Annotated in this window: 18 protein-coding genes; 10 read left to right on the top strand and 8 right to left on the bottom strand. The window is 38.4% G+C overall.

The features are described 5' to 3' along the window. The first annotated feature begins 101 nt into the window (after positions 1-101). From eis to LQU94_RS00920, 6 genes are all read left to right on the top strand, one after another. Positions 102-1,367 carry an enhanced intracellular survival protein Eis gene (gene eis, locus LQU94_RS00945; protein ID WP_230634319.1) on the top strand — a complete coding sequence of 422 codons (1,266 nt, stop codon included), beginning with the start codon at positions 102-104 and terminating at the stop codon, positions 1,365-1,367. A gap of 116 nt (positions 1,368-1,483) precedes the next feature. Then, positions 1,484-2,275 carry a glutamate racemase gene (gene murI / locus LQU94_RS00940; protein WP_230634316.1) on the top strand — a complete coding sequence of 264 codons (792 nt, stop codon included), beginning with the start codon at positions 1,484-1,486 and terminating at the stop codon, positions 2,273-2,275. Between the two features lie 51 nt (positions 2,276-2,326). Then, positions 2,327-3,193, top strand: a complete 867-nt coding sequence (gene metF / locus LQU94_RS00935) for a methylenetetrahydrofolate reductase [NAD(P)H] (protein WP_230634313.1) — start codon at positions 2,327-2,329, stop codon at positions 3,191-3,193. Beyond that, on the top strand, positions 3,190-3,825 hold the full coding sequence (locus LQU94_RS00930) for a vitamin B12 dependent-methionine synthase activation domain-containing protein (RefSeq protein WP_230634310.1): 636 nt from the start codon (positions 3,190-3,192) through the stop codon (positions 3,823-3,825). The genes metF and LQU94_RS00930 overlap by 4 nt, the downstream gene beginning before the upstream one ends. Then, on the top strand, positions 3,822-6,239 hold the full coding sequence (locus LQU94_RS00925; RefSeq protein ID WP_230634307.1) for a homocysteine S-methyltransferase family protein: 2,418 nt from the start codon (positions 3,822-3,824) through the stop codon (positions 6,237-6,239). The genes LQU94_RS00930 and LQU94_RS00925 overlap by 4 nt, the downstream gene beginning before the upstream one ends. Positions 6,240-6,348: 109 nt before the next feature. Further along, positions 6,349-6,807 carry a nucleoside 2-deoxyribosyltransferase gene (locus LQU94_RS00920; RefSeq protein WP_230634304.1) on the top strand — a complete coding sequence of 153 codons (459 nt, stop codon included), beginning with the start codon at positions 6,349-6,351 and terminating at the stop codon, positions 6,805-6,807. A 16-nt stretch (positions 6,808-6,823) separates the two neighbouring features. On the opposite strand, the gene LQU94_RS00915 is transcribed toward LQU94_RS00920, so the two are convergent. The 7 genes from LQU94_RS00915 to LQU94_RS00885 all read right to left on the bottom strand — a co-directional run bounded on the left by LQU94_RS00915 (position 6,824) and on the right by LQU94_RS00885 (position 11,669). Continuing rightward, on the bottom strand, positions 6,824-7,501 hold the full coding sequence (locus LQU94_RS00915) for an MgtC/SapB family protein (RefSeq protein ID WP_230634300.1): 678 nt from the start codon (positions 7,499-7,501) through the stop codon (positions 6,824-6,826). Between the two features lie 62 nt (positions 7,502-7,563). Continuing rightward, positions 7,564-7,902 carry a zinc ribbon domain-containing protein YjdM gene (locus LQU94_RS00910; protein ID WP_230634297.1) on the bottom strand — a complete coding sequence of 113 codons (339 nt, stop codon included), beginning with the start codon at positions 7,900-7,902 and terminating at the stop codon, positions 7,564-7,566. 44 nt (positions 7,903-7,946) lie between these two features. Continuing rightward, on the bottom strand, positions 7,947-8,744 hold the full coding sequence (locus LQU94_RS00905; RefSeq protein ID WP_230634295.1) for a tocopherol cyclase family protein: 798 nt from the start codon (positions 8,742-8,744) through the stop codon (positions 7,947-7,949). Further along, a complete protein-coding gene (locus tag LQU94_RS00900) occupies positions 8,723-8,887 on the bottom strand; it encodes a hypothetical protein (protein ID WP_230634292.1) in 165 nt (54 codons plus the stop codon). The genes LQU94_RS00905 and LQU94_RS00900 overlap by 22 nt, the downstream gene beginning before the upstream one ends. Before the next feature lie 79 nt (positions 8,888-8,966). Continuing rightward, entirely contained in the window at positions 8,967-9,788 is an 822-nt protein-coding gene (locus LQU94_RS00895; RefSeq protein WP_230634289.1) for a metallophosphoesterase, read from the bottom strand. Between the two features lie 96 nt (positions 9,789-9,884). Continuing rightward, positions 9,885-10,844, bottom strand: coding sequence for an NADH:flavin oxidoreductase (locus LQU94_RS00890; RefSeq protein WP_230634285.1), 960 nt, complete (start codon positions 10,842-10,844; stop codon positions 9,885-9,887). 9 nt (positions 10,845-10,853) lie between these two features. Further along, positions 10,854-11,669, bottom strand: coding sequence for a nitroreductase family protein (locus LQU94_RS00885; RefSeq protein ID WP_230634282.1), 816 nt, complete (start codon positions 11,667-11,669; stop codon positions 10,854-10,856). Positions 11,670-11,855: 186 nt separating this feature from the next. On the opposite strand from LQU94_RS00885, the gene nadA reads away from it, so the two are divergent. Genes nadA through LQU94_RS00865 form a run of 4 tightly spaced genes read left to right on the top strand, consistent with a single transcriptional unit; the run spans position 11,856 to position 14,968 of the window. Next, positions 11,856-12,755 (top strand): quinolinate synthase NadA, encoded by a 900-nt coding sequence (gene nadA / locus LQU94_RS00880; RefSeq protein ID WP_230634278.1) that lies wholly within the window; start codon positions 11,856-11,858, stop codon positions 12,753-12,755. 20 nt (positions 12,756-12,775) lie between these two features. Beyond that, positions 12,776-13,636, top strand: a complete 861-nt coding sequence (gene nadC / locus LQU94_RS00875; protein ID WP_230696346.1) for a carboxylating nicotinate-nucleotide diphosphorylase — start codon at positions 12,776-12,778, stop codon at positions 13,634-13,636. Beyond that, positions 13,620-14,132 carry a transcription repressor NadR gene (locus LQU94_RS00870; RefSeq protein WP_230634275.1) on the top strand — a complete coding sequence of 171 codons (513 nt, stop codon included), beginning with the start codon at positions 13,620-13,622 and terminating at the stop codon, positions 14,130-14,132. Before nadC ends, LQU94_RS00870 begins: the two co-directional genes overlap by 17 nt. A gap of 32 nt (positions 14,133-14,164) precedes the next feature. Beyond that, positions 14,165-14,968, top strand: a complete 804-nt coding sequence (locus tag LQU94_RS00865) for an aspartate dehydrogenase domain-containing protein (protein ID WP_230634272.1) — start codon at positions 14,165-14,167, stop codon at positions 14,966-14,968. A gap of 35 nt (positions 14,969-15,003) precedes the next feature. On the opposite strand, the gene LQU94_RS00860 is transcribed toward LQU94_RS00865, so the two are convergent. Beyond that, on the bottom strand, positions 15,004-16,845 hold the full coding sequence (locus LQU94_RS00860; protein ID WP_230634269.1) for an LTA synthase family protein: 1,842 nt from the start codon (positions 16,843-16,845) through the stop codon (positions 15,004-15,006). Positions 16,846-16,959 lie beyond the last annotated feature (114 nt).

The raw sequence follows: 16,959 nt of genomic DNA, 5'->3' as shown, positions 1-16,959 counted from the left end.
GAAAATTTTAGGGGCTTTTTTTCATTCTTCTTTTCCCTTTGTGATAAAATCAAACTATATGGATTACGAAAAAATCTCTTAGAAAACAAAAGGAGAAGATTATGTTTACTATAAAACCCATTCCCGTTTCTGATTTGGAACCTTTATTGGAGGTCTACTTAAATTCCTATCCTGCTTTTAAGACTCTGGATTTAGATGGAATCGATTTTTATCGAAAGAAAACCCTCCATGAATTAGAAAAAGCAGAGGATATTGATTTCTTTGGCTGTTACGAAGACAATCGGTTAATTGCCTCTATGAAGATTATTGATTTTTCTATGAATTATTTTGGAGAAATGAGAAAAGCAAAAGGCCTTATGTCCCTTGCGGTTCATCCTTTTCATCGGAAAAAGGGAGTGGCTTTTCAAATGGTCCAATTCTTTGAAAATTTTTCCAAAGAATCTGGGGCATCTACTGCCATTCTCCTTCCTTTTAATATTTCTTTTTACCGAAATATGGGCTATGGTCTAGGAGCCAGGATGGATGAATATCATGTGGAAACAAAAAATTTGCCACCCTGTGAGGATTCCTCTCGCCTCGCCTATGTTCCAAGGGAAGATTTGCCGAAAATTTTAGATGCTTATCATTCTTTTGCCGAAAAAAATCATGGCACTCTTTGTCGTTTTAGTGAAGAAATCTTTTGGTTTGAACGAGATGAGGAAACTCTTGTTGTGGGAATTTATGAAGGACATTCTCTTTCAGCCTACATTCGCTATCATTTCGAAAATGGCCACGACAACAATTACACCCAAAATCGCATTATAGTGGATGAATTGGTTTACAATAATTCGAAGGAATTAAGAGAATTGATTGGATTCTTAGAGCGACAAAAAGACATGGTACAATCCGTTGTCCTTCGTTCTGGAAAAGAAGATTTCTACCATTTCATTCAAGATCCTCAGCATATTTCGAAGAATTACATTCCCTACGGCTATTTGCAAACCAATGTTTCTGCCGTGGGAAATATGTATAAAATTCTAGACTTAGAGAAATTTTTCCAAGATACTAGCCATCGAAAATTTCCCTCTACTTCTCTAAAATTGTCCATTACTCTCTTTGATGAAATTCAAAAAACGGAAGAGGAATTTTTCTTAACATTCCAAGAGAAGGAAGATCATTCTTCCCATTGGAAATTTTCAAAGGAAGGTTCTGGAAATGTACACTTAAAATGCAACCGGGCCACTCTCTCTGCCCTTCTTCTAAACGCGGCTTCTTTCCATTCTTTGGTTGAAATGGGATTGATTGAGCTAGAGGAAAAAGAGCTTGCTCAAGAGTTAGACCGCCTCTTCCACTATTTCCAAAAACCATTTAGCAATTCAGACTATTAAAAATTTCGGCTTCGGCCGATTTTTTTATTTCCATTATTGGATTTGACGATTCTTAATATTTTTTTCCCTTTAGATTTGGTATAATTTAAGCAATGTAAGAGAAAGGAAGTGGCCTTATGAAAGAATGTATCGTTGTATTTGACTCAGGAATGGGTGGAATAACGGCATTGATCAAAGCCATGGAAATGCTACCTCAAGAAAATTTTATTTTTTATGGGGATAATAAAAATGTTCCTTATGGGACAAAATCCTATGAAGAAATCCAAAAACTAATGGATCGCGTTATAGAGGATATTACGCCTTTTAATCCAAAATCCCTTGTTTTGGCTTGCAATACAGCGACGGTTTCTAGTGCAGAATATTTGCGAAAGAAATACAAATTGCCTATTATTGGGATGGAACCGGCTATAAAACCGGCCTTAATCGATCCTAAAGACCAAGACAAACGCGTTCTTTTGCTGGCAACAGAAGCTACTAGCCATTCAAAAAAACTTTCCCAATTGATTTCCAACGTAGACAAAGAAAGCCGTGTAGACATTCTTCCTATGCCAAGTTTAGTTCATTTTGCTGAAAATCTACAATTTGATGGTCCTGAACTTATGGAAGATATTCATTGTCTTTTGTCTTCTTACGATTTTAACGATTACAAAGCCGTTGTTCTTGGTTGTACCCATTTTATTTGGTACATTGATTTCTTCCACAAAATCCTTCCTCCACATATTCAGCTGGTGGATGGAAATGTTGGAACGATTCGCCAATTGTCTCGCCGAATTGTGCCTACAAGCGGCCAAGAGAAAGGCAGCGTGTCCATTTATTTTACAAAAACCATTACCCCTGAAAAGAAAAAATTTCTAGAGGAAGCTATCCCTAGAAAAATCCAGTGGTTGGATTCCAATAGCATGAAATAATTCAAAAACTACCCGATTTGTGGTAGTTTTTCTTACACAAAAGGAGAGAGTATGAAAATACGCGATATTTTACAATCCAAAAAATCTACATTGTCCTTTGAAATTTTTCCGCCCAACGAAAGGGTTTCCTTAAAAAGCGTTATGAATAGTGCCTCTCGTATGGCGGCTTATGAACCCGACTTTATGTCTGTGACCTACAAAGCCCAAGGAGGAAGCGGCGATCATACCGTCGAAATTGCCCATGCTCTGGATCATTTTATGGGGATTCCTGCCGTTGCCCATCTAACTTGTGTTACTACCGATAAAGAAGAAATTGACGCCATTGCCCATTCTATGAAAGAAAAAGGCGTGGAAAATATTTTGGCTCTGCGAGGGGATATTCCCGAAGGAGAAATCTTCCCTCATCCCAATCGTTACTCCTACGCTTATGAGTTGGTAAAGCGCCTAAAAGAAATTCATGATTTTTCTGTAGGAGTGGCTTGTTTTCCTGAGGGACAAAATGCTTCTGTATCCTTGGAACAAGAAGTTTTATGGCTAAAGGAAAAAGTTGCCTGGGGAGCCGATTTTATGACGACACAAATGTTTTTTGATAATGAAAAATTTTACCGCTTCTACGATCTTTTGGATAAACACCAAATCAATACGCCTATTATTGCAGGAATTATGCCCGTAACAAATGGCAAACAAATCAAGCGAATTGCAAAACTTTCCAACGCAAATATTCCTAAAAATCTACTCTCCATTTTGGATAAATATGGGGACGATTCAAAGGCTTGTTTAGAAGTTGGTTGCGCCTATGCCATGAATCAAACAGCTGAGCTTTTATCCCACGGAGTAAAAGGAGTTCATATTTATACCATGAATAAGCCTGAAATTGCCGAATCCATCTCCAGGGGAATCGGGAGTTTGTTCCGATGATTCCCTTGAAAGAAATCATCTCTCCCTTTTCCCTAAAAAAAGAAGATTTACGTCGCCACGAAATCTACCGTTATTTGGGATTCAAACCAGACTCTTTGGACCCAATTGTTGGAGAAAAAATCGAAAAAAACATCCTAGAACTTCTATCTGTAGCAGAAATCAAACACTACGGAGAAATTTTTCCGATTTCTTTTTTGGGAGAGGGAAAAATACAAATTGGCGCCTTGGAAATCCAGAGCCTTGTTTTGGAAAAAAATTTACAAGGAAGCGAATGCGTTTTTGCTTTTGGAATCACTTTAGGAATTGGTGTAGACCGACTTATTTATCGGAAAGACAAAATTTCCAAAGCCGATTCTATCCTTGTAGATGCCATTGCCATCGAAACCATCGAGACCGCGGCCAATACTCTCTGTAAAAATCTTGCGGAGTCCTTAGAACCCCTTGGTTATTTTACCAAACCAAGATTTAGCCCAGGGTTCGCTGATTATGGATTGGAAAACCAAAAAAATTTATTGGACTTTTTGCAACTTCACCGAAGAATTGGCGTCGGATTAACCCAAGGAAATATGATGATACCAACCAAATCTGTAACCGCCCTAATGGGAATTCACAAAAGGAGGGAACAAGAATGAATGTAATGACGGAACTAGAAAAAAATCTACTGTATTATGACGGAGCAACGGGAACCTATTTGCAAAATCATGGATTACAGGTAGGAGAAATTCCCGAACTCCTAAACATTACCCACAGCGAAATTTTAATTCAAATGCACCGGGAATATTTAGAAGCTGGAACCAATATCCTTTTGGCCAACACCTTTGGCGCTCACAGCCAAAAACTTTCTCCTTCCGGCTATACCACCGATGAGGTCATTGGAGCCGGAATCGCCAATGCACGAGAAGCCATTGCCCAATACGAAAAAGAAAATCCTTCCAAACCTCATTTTGTCTCCCTAGACGTGGGCCCATTGGGAAGAATTATGGAGCCTTTTGGCGATTTATCCTTTGAAGAAGCTTATGGCTTGTTTAAGGAAATTGTAGACGCAGGAGTTAAAGCTGGGGTAGATTTAATTACTATTGAAACCATGTCCGATTTATACGAACTCAAAGCCGCCATTTTGGCTGCCAAAGAAAACGCCTCTCTTCCCGTTTTTGTTACGGCTGTTTTTGAAGAAAATGGGCGAATGCTTTCTGGAACGGATGTAGAAACTTTTGTTACCACCGCAGAATCTTTAGGGGTTGATGCTTTGGGAGTAAATTGTTCCCTTGGACCAAAACAAATGCTTCCCATTGTAGAAGAAATTATAAAATATAGCCGAATTCCTGTTATCGTTCAACCCAATGCCGGTCTGCCAACCATTGTAGACGGGAAAACTCAATACGATATTACCGACGAAGAATTTAGCGATTATATGGTAGAATTCGCAGAAATGGGCGTTTCCGTTTTAGGCGGTTGTTGCGGAACCAATCCAGAATACATTCGCAAAATGACCACAAAAACCAAAGAAAAAAAAGTAGAGGGAGAACTTCCTTCCCCTTCTACAAAAATTTCTTCTTATGGAAAAACCGTCTCCTTTGGGAAAAAACCTCTTTTAATTGGAGAACGATTGAACCCTACGGGAAAAAAATCTTTGCAAGAAGCCATGAAAGCAGGGAAAATCGATTCCATTCTCTCCATCGCCTTGGAACAAGAAGAATTTGGGTGCCATATTTTGGATGTGAATTGTGGATTGCCAGAATTTGATGAAGAGAATTTCTTACCAAAAATTATAGGGGAGATCCAAGGGGTAACCTCCCTTCCCCTTCAAATTGACACGACCAATCCAAAAGCCATGGAAAAAGCCTGCCGAAAATACAATGGTCGCCCTCTCTTAAATTCCGTCAATGGAAAACAAGAATCTATGGACGAAATTTTTCCCATTGCTAAAAAATACGGCGCCGTTGTCGTTGCCCTTTGCTTAGATGAATCCGGCATTCCAAATACAGCAGAAGATCGCCTTGCCATTGCAGAAAAAATTCAAAAAGAAGCCGAAAAATATGGAATTGGTTCAGAATCTCTTGTCTTTGACCCCTTGGCCTTAACCATTTCAAGTGATGGCGAAAGCGCAAAAACTTGTTTGGAAACCATTCGCCTGCTTTCCGAAAAAGGATGGAATACAACCCTTGGAGTTTCCAACATTTCCTTCGGCCTTCCCTATCGAGATTTAATCAACGGAACGTTTTTCTCCATGGCCCTTTACGCCGGTTTAACCAGTGGAATTATCAATCCCCTTAGTCAAGAATTAATGGACGCCTACTCCTCTTCCTTGGCCCTTTTAGGGCAAGATGAATCTTCCCTTGGTTATATTGAAAAATACAAAGAAAGAACTTCCACAAAAAATACAAAAACTTCAGCGAAAAATTCTTCGGAAGAGCACAAAAAAGATTTAGGATATGCCATTGAAAAAGGCTTAATGGGAGAAGCCAAAACTTTTGCCCAGGAAACTCTACAAACCATGGATAGTATGGAAATTATACAAACCATCGTCATCCCTTCCTTAAATCGTGTAGGGGAAAAATTTGAAAACAAAACTCTATTCCTTCCTCAATTGCTTATGAGCGCCGATGCCGCTTCTGCTGCCTTCTCTGTCATTCGAGAAAACATGCAAAAAGAAGCCAACCACACCACCCGAGGAAGGGTTTTGGTAGCCACTGTAAAAGGAGATATCCACGATATTGGAAAAAATATTACCAAGGCCTTATTGGAAAACTACGGATTTGAAGTTTTGGATTTAGGAAAAGATGTGCCCCCTGAAAAAATTCTCGAAACCGTACAAAAAGAAAATCTTCGCTTTGTTGGTCTTTCTGCTTTAATGACAACGACCGTTGTTTTTATGAAAGAAACCATCGCCCTTTTGCGAGAACATTGTAAAGATTGCAAAATTCTTGTTGGCGGCGCCGTTTTAACAGAAGCATACGCCCAAGAAATCCACGCCGATGCTTACGGAAAAGATGCCATGGCTACGGTTCGCTATGTGGAATCTTTGGAAAAAGAAAATTTACTATAATCAAAAATCCTAGGAAAACTCCTAGGATTTTTCTACGTTTTCTTTTCAAAATCTCTGTACAAAAACTTAAAATTTGTTACCATAGGATTATACGAAAAAGGAGAAGAATATGAAATTATATTTAGCTGGCTCACTATTTAATGAGGCCGAAGTGAATCAACGAAAAAAAGAAGGACAGATTTTGCGGAAAAAATTTCCCCAATTGGAAATTTTCAATCCCATTGATCAGCCTTTTAACGAAGACAAACAAACCCTCCCTACTCCTATAGAAATCTTTGAAGGGGACACCAAAGCCGTAGAAGAATGCGACATTTTCCTCTGTGATGTATCCAATGAAGATGTGGGGGTAGCTGCAGAACTGGGCATCGCTATTGCCACAAAAACGTCGATTATCATAGGATATAACACCGACATTCGCCTACAATCCGCCAATCAATATGACGTCCCTTCCTATGGAATGAACCATTATATTTTAGGCGGACTTCAAAAACATGGAAATCTGGTTTTCTCTTTTGAAGAAGTCTGTTCTCTATTGGAAGAAAAATTGCAAAAAAATAGAGGGTGCTAAGTAGCACTCTCTTTTTTTATAACATAATTTCGCAATATCGAATTTCATCCAATCCCAACATCATCATTTGGATATGGTCTGCATCCATAAATTCCCTAGACCTTAATTTGGCCACAAAGGCATCTACGTTTTTCTGTTTAGAAGTATCCCCTTCCAAACGAATTCGCTCCAATTGGTATCCTCGACTTTGTAAAGTGGTCATCAAATCCGCTAAATCATAGCCTTCTTTCAATTCAAAATACAAATCAAAGGCTTGTCGCTTGCTGTCCAATTTGTCGTCAATCACTTGCAACACCGTAACTGCAATAATAATGGCAATGCTTCCTACGATGGCTCCTTCATAAAAACCAATCCCAAGGGCCAAACCCACAGCAGCTGAAGCCCAAAGACTGGCCGCCGTTGTAAGACCCGTAATTTTATGATTGTGAGCCGTTAAAATCGTTCCAGCTCCTAAAAAACCAATTCCACTAACAACCTGAGCTCCCAATCGAACCGGATCCCCCGACTCAAAAGCCTGATAAACGTATTGATTGGTGATCATCACCAAAGCCGAACCAATACAAACCAACATATGGGTACGAATCCCAGCTGGCCGATTTTTTAACGTACGGTCCAGTCCTATTAAGCCGCCCACAACCATGGCGATGGCAATTCGAATAATAATTTGTGTTAAATCCAGTTCTCTTAATACCATACTGTCCCCATCTCTATTTTTATAGAAAGAAAACTCAGCCTTCGCTGAGCTTATTTCTGAAACTATTTTTTCAATAAATGAGATTTTAGATACACTTGTCCGAAAGGATCTACTTTCGCTAAAATATCGTGTCCATCTACTTTCTCATCCAATATACGAATGTTTCGCACGCGAGTTCCACGCTTAATGGTATCGCTAGAACCCAATTTCAAATCACGGATCACAGAAACTGCATCTCCATTTTCTAAAACATTCCCGTTGCAATCTCTAGTAATGGCCGCTTCTTCGCTAGCCGCTTGGGCCGCCTCTGTCCATTCATAGCTACACATAGGACATACAAATAAATGTCCATCCTTATAAGTATAATCTTCATTGCACTGTGGGCATTTTGGTAAATCCATAGTTTTCCTCATTTCTTTTTCTTTTATTGTAAAGAAAAAGACCCTTATTTGTCAAATTTCCCCTCTATAGGATAATGAATGTCCATAGAAGCTCTTTTGCTTACAAAAACAATCTCTTCTCCATTGTTTTTCTTTAACCAAAGAGACAGTTCCCCATCTAAAGATTCTTTAATGGTTGAAGACATACCCCCCATATGGGGAGATTTTAGATTTACGGGATGATAGGCCGTACATTCCAATTGAACTCGTTCTTTTCTCTTTTGAATTTCCATAAAAAATCCATTTTCTCTAGGTTGGAATTCTATCCCCTTCGCTCCTTCAATGGAACTAAATCGAAATTCCTCCCCTTTATAGTGAAGAACCAGAAAAAATCCCGTAGCTGATTTTCCCAAAACGGGAACCGTAGCGTAACTAAAAACGATAGAATCCCCTGTCTCTCCATTGGCTTGAACCCATACATATTTTTCAGGAAAACTCGTTCCCCAATCTTTCTCCATATATCCTTTTGCATTTTCAATAAAAATATTTTTCCCATTAAGAAACAAATTTCCCTTCACAGTATGGTACATCGATGTAATACTGTGATTGCACTCGTTGGGAAAATAAGTAATCGGCCCCATAATATTTGGGCGAAGTTTCGATTTTTTTATTTCTTGCCAACTTCCAAAAAACAATTCTCCTTTTCCTTCAAAAGATTCCTCTTTCAAATCCAATACCATTTTTTTGGCAGAAAGAGAATTTTTTCCCATATGAACAACAAAAGGATCTTTCTCTATTTTCATCTCATGGAGGGGATAGGAAAAGTATTTTGTTTCGTGGGTTAAACTATTGGTAAATTGCAAAAAACAGTGAGCATCCTCTTCCTTTGTTGAATAGCCCCAAATGACAGAAAAAAGCAAATCGTTTTTTCATCGTCTACCTTTACAAACCATCCTTCAAAAGCATCTTTTTTGTTTGTTCCTACTTGTATTTCAAATTGATCCACGGTATCTTCCCCTTTTTCTATCCTTGGTCTTTTTCAAATCTCCCTTGAAATTCGCCACGACTTCCTCGTTTACACCTTTTTAGTGAATTTCCAAGATAACCAATTCTGGCGGATTGTAAAGTCTTGGAATCATGCTAGAATGGCTAGCAAGTCCTCGACCAATGACCATTTTCTTTCCCTCTTCTAAATAATGAACGCCCTTTGTGTATTTGGGGAAAAATCCTTGTCCCGGCGCGGTCACCCCATTTTCTAAAAGATGAGGAATTCTCCACTGGCCGCCATGGGCGTGGCCACATAATACCACATCAAAGGGAATGGATCTATAATCGTCAAACAAATGAGGCTTATGGGACAATAGGAGAGAAAAAGAGTTCCCTTGTTTTTCTTTCAATGTTTCCACTTGCTCTAAATGTTCTTGTTCCAATAAGGCATCGTCCATTCCTCCAATCAAAAGTTTCTGTCCTTTGATTTCGATTTCTTTCCACTCCCCTTGGAGAACATGAATCCTCATAGATTCCATGCGATTTTGAATTTCTTTGTTTTCTTTTCGGCGAATTTCATGGTTTCCTGTTGTGTAAAAAGTGGGAGCTAAAGTTGAAAAATCTTTTACGGATTTGTATCCTTTTTCTGGATCTTTCTTGTCGTCTAAAATATCTCCTGGCATACAAATCAAATCCACTTCTTCTTTTTGGATTCTCTCATATAATTCTTTGTTGTCTTCCCCAAATGTTTCACTGTGAGTGTCCGATACTAGGGCGATTCGAATAGGTGCTGTAATTTTGTCGGATTCCAAATAATAGTAAGTGGTCTGAATTTCTTCCTCCATGCCAAAAGTAAAATAGACTCCAAAAGCGACCAATCCCAAAATTAAAATTCCTTTTATTATTTTTAATGGTTTCACAAGACTTCTCCCGTTTTTTCTTTATTATAACCGACCCAATTTCCCCTTTGGGATTTTCAGCCACTTCTTGGTTCGCCCTTGGATAAATCTTAGACTTTACTCCTTCATCTCCCATTTGGCATCTTTTAGAAACGCTCGTCCAATTCCGATTAGATCGGCCTTTTCTTCTTCTAAGAATTTTTCTCCTTGTTCCTTTGTCTTAAATCCTCCGGTTAATAAAACAGGTATGGAAACCTCTTTTTTTATGGCTTCTGAAATTTCTCCAAACCAGCCCGGTTCCTGATTTCCCTCTACGGTATATCCCGTTACACCGCCGGTAATATCTAGCAAATCTACGCCTTTGGCTTCTAAAATTTTGGCCACTTTTGCAGCATCTTCAACGGTACTTCCGCCTTCTTTGTAATCTTTTCCTCCCAAGCGAACGGCAACGGGATAGGTGTCTCCCACTTCTTTTCGAATTTCTTCATAAATTTCCACAAGGAAACGAATTCGATTTTCTATGGAATCTGGCCCATACTCATCCTTTCGATAATTTCTAAGAGGGCTGTAAAATTGATTCAACAAATATCCATGGGCCGAATGAATTTCGACTCCATCGAATCCCGATTCTTTCGCCCGTCTTGCCCCTTGAACAAAGGCCGTCTTCAAACGAATGCGGTCTTCTTCAAGGATTTCTCCTACACCGCGGCCTTCGTAGGCACTTGGTCCAATGACTTTTTCTCCCGTAACTTCTTCTGTGGTTTTGCTGCCCGCGTGATTGATTTGAGCAAAAATTTTGATTTCTGAATTGGCAGAATGAACGGCTTCGGTTAATTTTCTCAAACCAGCAATATCCTCGTCCTTGGCTATGGACAATTGTCCCACGCTGGCCATCCCGTCTTTTGCCACAAAGCAATGCTCCACAATAATTAGGCCAAAATTTGTATTCTGGGCCCGTTCTTTGTAATAGGAAATCATTCCCTCTCCAACAGACCCGTTTTCCGATTTTTCCGTTGCCATCGGCGGCATAACAAAGGGCTTTTTCAATACCATTTTATTGATTCGAATTTCTTTCATAGGTTCTCCTTATAAATAGTTTACATCCAATTCTTTTCTTTGAACCGAGCGAGAATATTGGATCTCCGGATATCCAATAACAAAACTCAAAATAATGTTCTCCTTCTCTTTCAGTCCAATCTCCTCTAGGATTTTTTTGTCGTATTTCGTCGCCTCTTCAAAAAATCCAATATAACAAATTCCTAATCCTTGGGCATAGGCCTGTAATTCCATGCGAGAGGCTGCAATGGATCCATCAATTACTCCATACCCAGATTTATTGTCGCTAACAACAATCACCAATTGTGGGGCGTGGAAAAACAATTGATCCTTTCCTTCCTTTTGAAAGGCTTCATACATTTCAACCCACGCTTTGTAATAGTAAGCCATGGTTTTGGAAGAACTCGGAGCAGCCATTCCCTCTTTATAAAGAGATTCCATAGACATGTTTCTAATTTTGTCCATCTTTTCCTCTAAAACAATGTAGCGTAAGCGTTGGCTATTGGTTGCCGTAGGAGCAAAGCGAGCCGCCTCTAAAATTTGATCGATCTTTTCTCGTTCTACTTTTTTCTCTTGAAAATGACGAATGCTTCGGCGATTTTTTTGAAAATCCAAAAAATCTTTTGGATCGAATTTCCACTCTTTTTTCTCTACGATATCTTTTGGATTCCCCTCCATTTGAATCGCCTCGACAGGACAAACGGCAAAACAATGGCCGCATTCATTACAAAATTCATTTTCGATACGGATTCCCTCTTTCTCCATAGAAATTAAATTTCTCGAACAAGCTTTTACACACAAATTGCATTGGATGCATTTTTCTTTTCTTGGACTTACTGGATTCATAACAATCTCCCACCCTTCTTTTTCTATAAATATAGTATATAACAAAAAGAACCGGAAAAAAATTTCCTATTTCAAAAGATATACAATATTAAATTTTATTTGTCTAGTCTGCTGTCTTGTCATCTGTCAACTTATGTACTATACTATGTCTAATATGCAAAATTTAATTATCTGAAGGAGAAAAAAATGAATTTCGAATCGTTAACACAATTAAAAAAGGAAAAGGATTTTGTTATCCTTGCTCATTATTATGTAGATGGGGAGATCCAAGAAATGGCAGATTATGTAGGGGACTCTTTTTCCCTTGCAAAAAAAGCCACGGAATTAAAGGAAGAAAATATTATTATGGCTGGCGTGTATTTTATGGGAGAAAGCGTAAAAATCTTAAACCCTGAAAAACATGTCTACGTGGGAGATATGGACGCGGACTGCCCTATGGCTCATATGGTTACTGTGGAAAAAATCAAAGAGACTCGAGAAGCTTATGACGATTTAGCCGTTGTCTGCTATGTAAATTCCACTGCAGAAATCAAAGCCCATTCGGATTATTGCTGTACTTCTTCTAACGCTACCAAAGTGGTACAAGCCATTCCAGAAAAAAATATTTTCTTTATTCCTGACCAAAATTTAGGAAAAAATATCGCACCAAATTTCCCAAAAAAAAACTTTATCTTCAATGATGGATATTGTCCTGTACACCACGTGATTACGGTGGAACAAGTGGAAAAATTAAAATCCGCTTATCCAAAGGCAAAGGTGTTGGCTCATCCTGAATGTCGTCCTGAAGTTTTGGAATTGGTAGATTATAAAGGGAGCACAAGCGGTATTTTAGATGCCGTAGAAACCCTTGGCGGGGAAGAATTTATTATTCTTACAGAAAATGGCATCGAATGGGAATTAAGAGAAAGATTCCCGAACAAAACCTTTATTTTCAATGAAATGATTTGCGAAGATATGAAAAAAGTAAAAAAAGAGGAATTGATTCGCATTATGGAAGAAGGTGGCGAAGAAGTGGAAATTTCAGAAGAAATTCGCGAAAAAGCCTATATTCCATTGAAACGTATGTTGGAAATTTGCAAAAAATAAGGAGGATTATTTTGAATCATATGGGACTGAGTCCCCTACAAATGGACTCTTATCTATTGTCGGCCTTAGAAGAAGATATAAATGGAGAAGATGTTACGACCCAATCGGTTGTTTCCCCTACAGATTTTGGCGAAGTGAAACTCCTTTGTAAGGAAGATGGCGTCTTAGCTGGAATCGATGTGTTTCAAAGAGTTTTTACACTTTTTGATTCTCGTACCACTTTCAAAATGCATTTTCAAGATGGCGATCCCATCTGTAAAGGAGATTGTATTGGAATGGTTTATGGTTCCATTCAGACTTTACTTAGCGCTGAGCGTGTCGCCTTAAATTTCTTACAGAGAATGAGTGGAATTGCTACTTATACCCGAAGTATGGTGGAAGAGTTAGAAGGTTCTGTAACTCAAATTGTAGACACTAGAAAGACTACTCCCAATTTGCGGATTTTTGAAAAATATGCCGTTCGTGTGGGAGGAGGAAAAAATCATAGATACAATTTGACAGATGGTGTACTCTTAAAGGATAATCATATTGGAGCAGCAGGTTCCGTAAAAAATGCCATTGAAATGGCAAGAAATTACGCACCTTTTGTTCGCAAAATTGAAATTGAAGTAGAAAATCTAGAAATGGTAAAAGAGGCATTAGAAGCAAAAGCAGATATTATTATGTTGGATAATATGACGGTTCCTGAAATCCAAGAAGCTTTGGAGCTGATTCAAGGAAAAGCTCTGGTAGAATTGTCGGGAAATATTAGCAAAGAAAATATCTCCCAGTACAAGGATTTGGGCGCGGATTGTATTTCTATGGGTGCCCTGACCCACTCTGCTCCTATTCTGGATTTCTCCTTAAAGGAGTTGAGAAAGAGTGATGAAATCAAAAGATGATCGACTGCTCGAAATAAAAAATATATTAGAAAATAGTACTGTCCCTGTTTCTGGAACGGAGCTTGCAAAAACATTTCAAGTTTCTCGACAAGTCATCGTGCAGGATATTGGACTTTTGCGAGCGCAGAATATTGATATTTTATCTACCCAACGGGGATATTGTATGAATCATTCCAATCGCTACAAAAGAATTTTCAAAGTTTATCATCACGACGATGAAATTGTCGAAGAAATGAATTCAATTGTAGATTTAGGAGCAAAAATCGACGATGTATTTATTGAACATAGAATCTATGGAAAGATTATTTGCGAAATGAATATTAAGTCGAGAAAAGACGTGGAAAAATTTATGGAGAATATTTACAATAGCGTAAGTACCCCCTTAAAGAACATTACCAATAATTACCACTTCCACACCATCTCGGCAGAAGACGAAGAAACTCTCGACCAGGTGGAAACTATGCTAGAGGAAAAAAATTTATTGGTAAAAGAATAGCCACCCTCCTTTTTCTGTTTTAAGGAGTAAATATGAAAAATTTGGCCATTATTGGGTATGGTGCTTTGGGAAAAATCTTAGTATCTGCCCTTACTACCCAATTAAAAGAACAATATGAAATTGTAGGAATTTTAGACATTGCTTTGGACGAAAACGAAATTTCCATCAACGGAATTTCCATCCCTGTGTTTTCCTCCAAAGAAGAACTCTATGATTCTCCGGCAGAGATCGTGGTAGAAATCGCTGGCGTTGGTGCCGTAAAAGAATACGCCCCTGCCCTTTTGGAAAAAGGCAAAGACGTTTTGATTACTTCTGTAGGTGCGCTAGCCAATGATGAACTTTTGAAACATTTACGGAATCTTGCTATAAAACACGACCGAAAAATCCACCTTACATCTGGTGCCATTGGAGGATTCGATCTCTATCGTACCCTTTCTATGATGAGAGAAGTACAAGCTTCTATTGAAAGTACAAAGGCTCCAAAAAGCTTAAATGGAGCCCCTTATTTGGAAGGAAATCTTTTGTCAGAAAGCGAAAGGGTCTGCGCCTTTGAAGGAAGCGCACGAGAGGCCATTTCCGGTTTCCCAAAAAACACAAATGTAGCTGTGGCAACTGGTTTGGCAACCGTTGGTGTGGACGAAGTAAAAGCAACCATTATCAGCGACCCAAATGCCCAAGGAAATACCCACAAAATTTCCGTAGAAAACGAAAAAGCGAAAGTTACGGTAGAGGTAACAGCAAAACCCGATGAGAAGAATCCAAAATCTTCCATTACCGCTGCATGGAGCGTTGCTGCTTTACTTGCTAACTTAGCCGATCCCATTCAATTATTTTAACAAAAAAAGCCAGAGGATTTTTCCTCCGGCTTTTTTTATCTTGTAGGATTTCCACGCATATATTCCCAAGTGCGATAACGCACGAGTTCTTCCACTTGACGACTGTTTTCATTCCCAACGGAATTGAATCCTAACTGGCTATCCTTATAAAAATATCGATGATAAACGGGCATATCCTTTCGCATGGCTGTTAAAAATTCAAAGAAAGGATCCATACTTTCTCCTCCCATGGATTCTAAAATCATAGTAGGCAAATATTGAGAACTTACCTCTTCTGGTAGTTCTATTTTTTTGTCTTCCATGGCTTTGTAATACGCATCATTTCCCCATAAAATATAAGGCGTACGATATACGTCGATAATTCCTTTCCAAGTTCCTTCGTCTACATAATAGCCTATTTTATCAAAAAGACTATAGCCACTTCCTAAGGAGGGAAGATGGTCCCCGAAATATAAGAAAATCGTAGGGCGTACCGTTTGATTTAAGTACTCTGTAATTTCAATAATGGAGCGATTCATATCCCGAATTCCTTCAAAATAAGCTTCTAGCCCAATTTTTTCTTCTTCTGTTAAATCGGCCCCTACAAAATCAAAGGTGTTCAATTCTTTTCCATATTTATCAAAATCATAGGGCGAATGATTTTGAATGGTTACAGTTAAAGCGAAATAAGGGTTGGATTCCTCTTTTAATGCGTCCAACTCTTCAAACAATCGATCGGTTGTTTCCCTCTCCGAAACATATCTTCCCTTTAGCTTGGGATTCTCAAAATCTTCCACAAAAACGGATTTATTAAATCCTAAATTCTCATAGACTTTTTCTCGATTGTAAAACCAGCGATGACCTGGATGCATAGCGAAAGTATTGTAGCCGCTTCCTCTTAGAAGTTTCGGCAAAGAATCCACCGGCCCACGAACGGTACTATAGGCGGTGAAGGGATTCTTTGACAATTGTAGAGTAGAATGTCCCGTTAGAGATTCGTACTCGGTATTGCTCGTTCCCCCTCCAAAAGTCGGTGTAATAATCTGTCCTTTTCCTATTAAATTTTTTTTCAAAGGACGCAAAATAGAAAAAGGATCTTTTCCACGATAAAAACGAAATCCTTCTTTTTCCGAAATATCTCCCCAAGCTTCCCCCATAATCATAACAATATCGGCTTTTATTTTTGGATCTTGTTTTTGAAATCTCTGAACGTAATCCTGAATATCTGAAGGAACATAAGGCTCGGGCCGTTCTATGCGGTTCACATGGCGATAAGTCAGCAAGCTGTAAATAATTCCTTGTTCCTGAAAAGTTAAAGATTTATTCATTTCTACTTCTGACATCCTAGGAACTTTTTTTGCAAAAGGCGAATCCACGTTATAAATGAGAAATAGGGAAACAATTCCTATACAAAGAGGAGCGATAACAAAACCCAATCTTCCTAGGAGATTTAATTTATATTTGGGAATGGGCAAAAGAAAAAATCCAATTAACAGAGCAAAACCGATTATACCTATTTGAATCATAATTGGAGTAATATAATCTCCCTCTGAAACAATTCGAGTAGCTTCTCTCACTAAAACCAAATCGGCCAAAAAAATCGGTTCTTGGCGATTGACTACTTTTAGTTTATTGGCAAAACTAAATAAAATCGTAAAGGCTGTTGCAACTCCAATGGGAATGGTAATTTTCCGAGACAATCCATGAAGAATTAACATGCCTAAAAATAGAGGGAATCCATTGGCAATTACAATCCAAGGATGCAATTTCCACCAATCCCAAGTAATATATGTATCTATATAAGAAAATAAATTGGTCATTACGCTTAAGCCCATCGAAATCACAAAATAGAGCAAAATATGACCGATTGTATGTAAGATGGTTGTTTTTCTATTCATAACTTCTCCTTTACCTCATCTTTACTAGTTTATCATATTTTATTTCTATCTGTACTCCAAAATATGCATAAATACAAATTTCTTTCCACAAAAAAAGAAGCATAGCCTAAGCCA

The organism is Peptoniphilus sp. KCTC 25270, assembly GCF_021012875.1.
Classification (GTDB): Bacteria; Bacillota; Clostridia; order Tissierellales; family Peptoniphilaceae; genus JAJMZJ01.
The sequence above is the reverse complement of the archived record's forward strand: the minus strand, read 5'-3'. Positions and strand labels throughout refer to the sequence as shown.

Excerpts from the sequence above, each read along its gene's own strand:
- eis (WP_230634319.1), top strand. The coding sequence starts at position 102 with ATGTTTACTATAAAACCCATTCCCGTTTCTGATTTGGAACCTTTATTG.
- murI (WP_230634316.1), top strand. The coding sequence starts at position 1,484 with ATGAAAGAATGTATCGTTGTATTTGACTCAGGAATGGGTGGAATAACG.
- metF (WP_230634313.1), top strand. The coding sequence starts at position 2,327 with ATGAAAATACGCGATATTTTACAATCCAAAAAATCTACATTGTCCTTT.
- LQU94_RS00930 (WP_230634310.1), top strand. The coding sequence starts at position 3,190 with ATGATTCCCTTGAAAGAAATCATCTCTCCCTTTTCCCTAAAAAAAGAA.
- LQU94_RS00925 (WP_230634307.1), top strand. The coding sequence starts at position 3,822 with ATGAATGTAATGACGGAACTAGAAAAAAATCTACTGTATTATGACGGA.
- LQU94_RS00920 (WP_230634304.1), top strand. The coding sequence starts at position 6,349 with ATGAAATTATATTTAGCTGGCTCACTATTTAATGAGGCCGAAGTGAAT.
- LQU94_RS00915 (WP_230634300.1), bottom strand. The coding sequence starts at position 7,501 with ATGGTATTAAGAGAACTGGATTTAACACAAATTATTATTCGAATTGCC.
- LQU94_RS00910 (WP_230634297.1), bottom strand. The coding sequence starts at position 7,902 with ATGGATTTACCAAAATGCCCACAGTGCAATGAAGATTATACTTATAAG.
- LQU94_RS00890 (WP_230634285.1), bottom strand. The coding sequence starts at position 10,844 with ATGAAAGAAATTCGAATCAATAAAATGGTATTGAAAAAGCCCTTTGTT.
- LQU94_RS00885 (WP_230634282.1), bottom strand. The coding sequence starts at position 11,669 with ATGAATCCAGTAAGTCCAAGAAAAGAAAAATGCATCCAATGCAATTTG.
- nadA (WP_230634278.1), top strand. The coding sequence starts at position 11,856 with ATGAATTTCGAATCGTTAACACAATTAAAAAAGGAAAAGGATTTTGTT.
- nadC (WP_230696346.1), top strand. The coding sequence starts at position 12,776 with ATGGGACTGAGTCCCCTACAAATGGACTCTTATCTATTGTCGGCCTTA.
- LQU94_RS00870 (WP_230634275.1), top strand. The coding sequence starts at position 13,620 with ATGAAATCAAAAGATGATCGACTGCTCGAAATAAAAAATATATTAGAA.
- LQU94_RS00865 (WP_230634272.1), top strand. The coding sequence starts at position 14,165 with ATGAAAAATTTGGCCATTATTGGGTATGGTGCTTTGGGAAAAATCTTA.
- LQU94_RS00860 (WP_230634269.1), bottom strand. The coding sequence starts at position 16,845 with ATGAATAGAAAAACAACCATCTTACATACAATCGGTCATATTTTGCTC.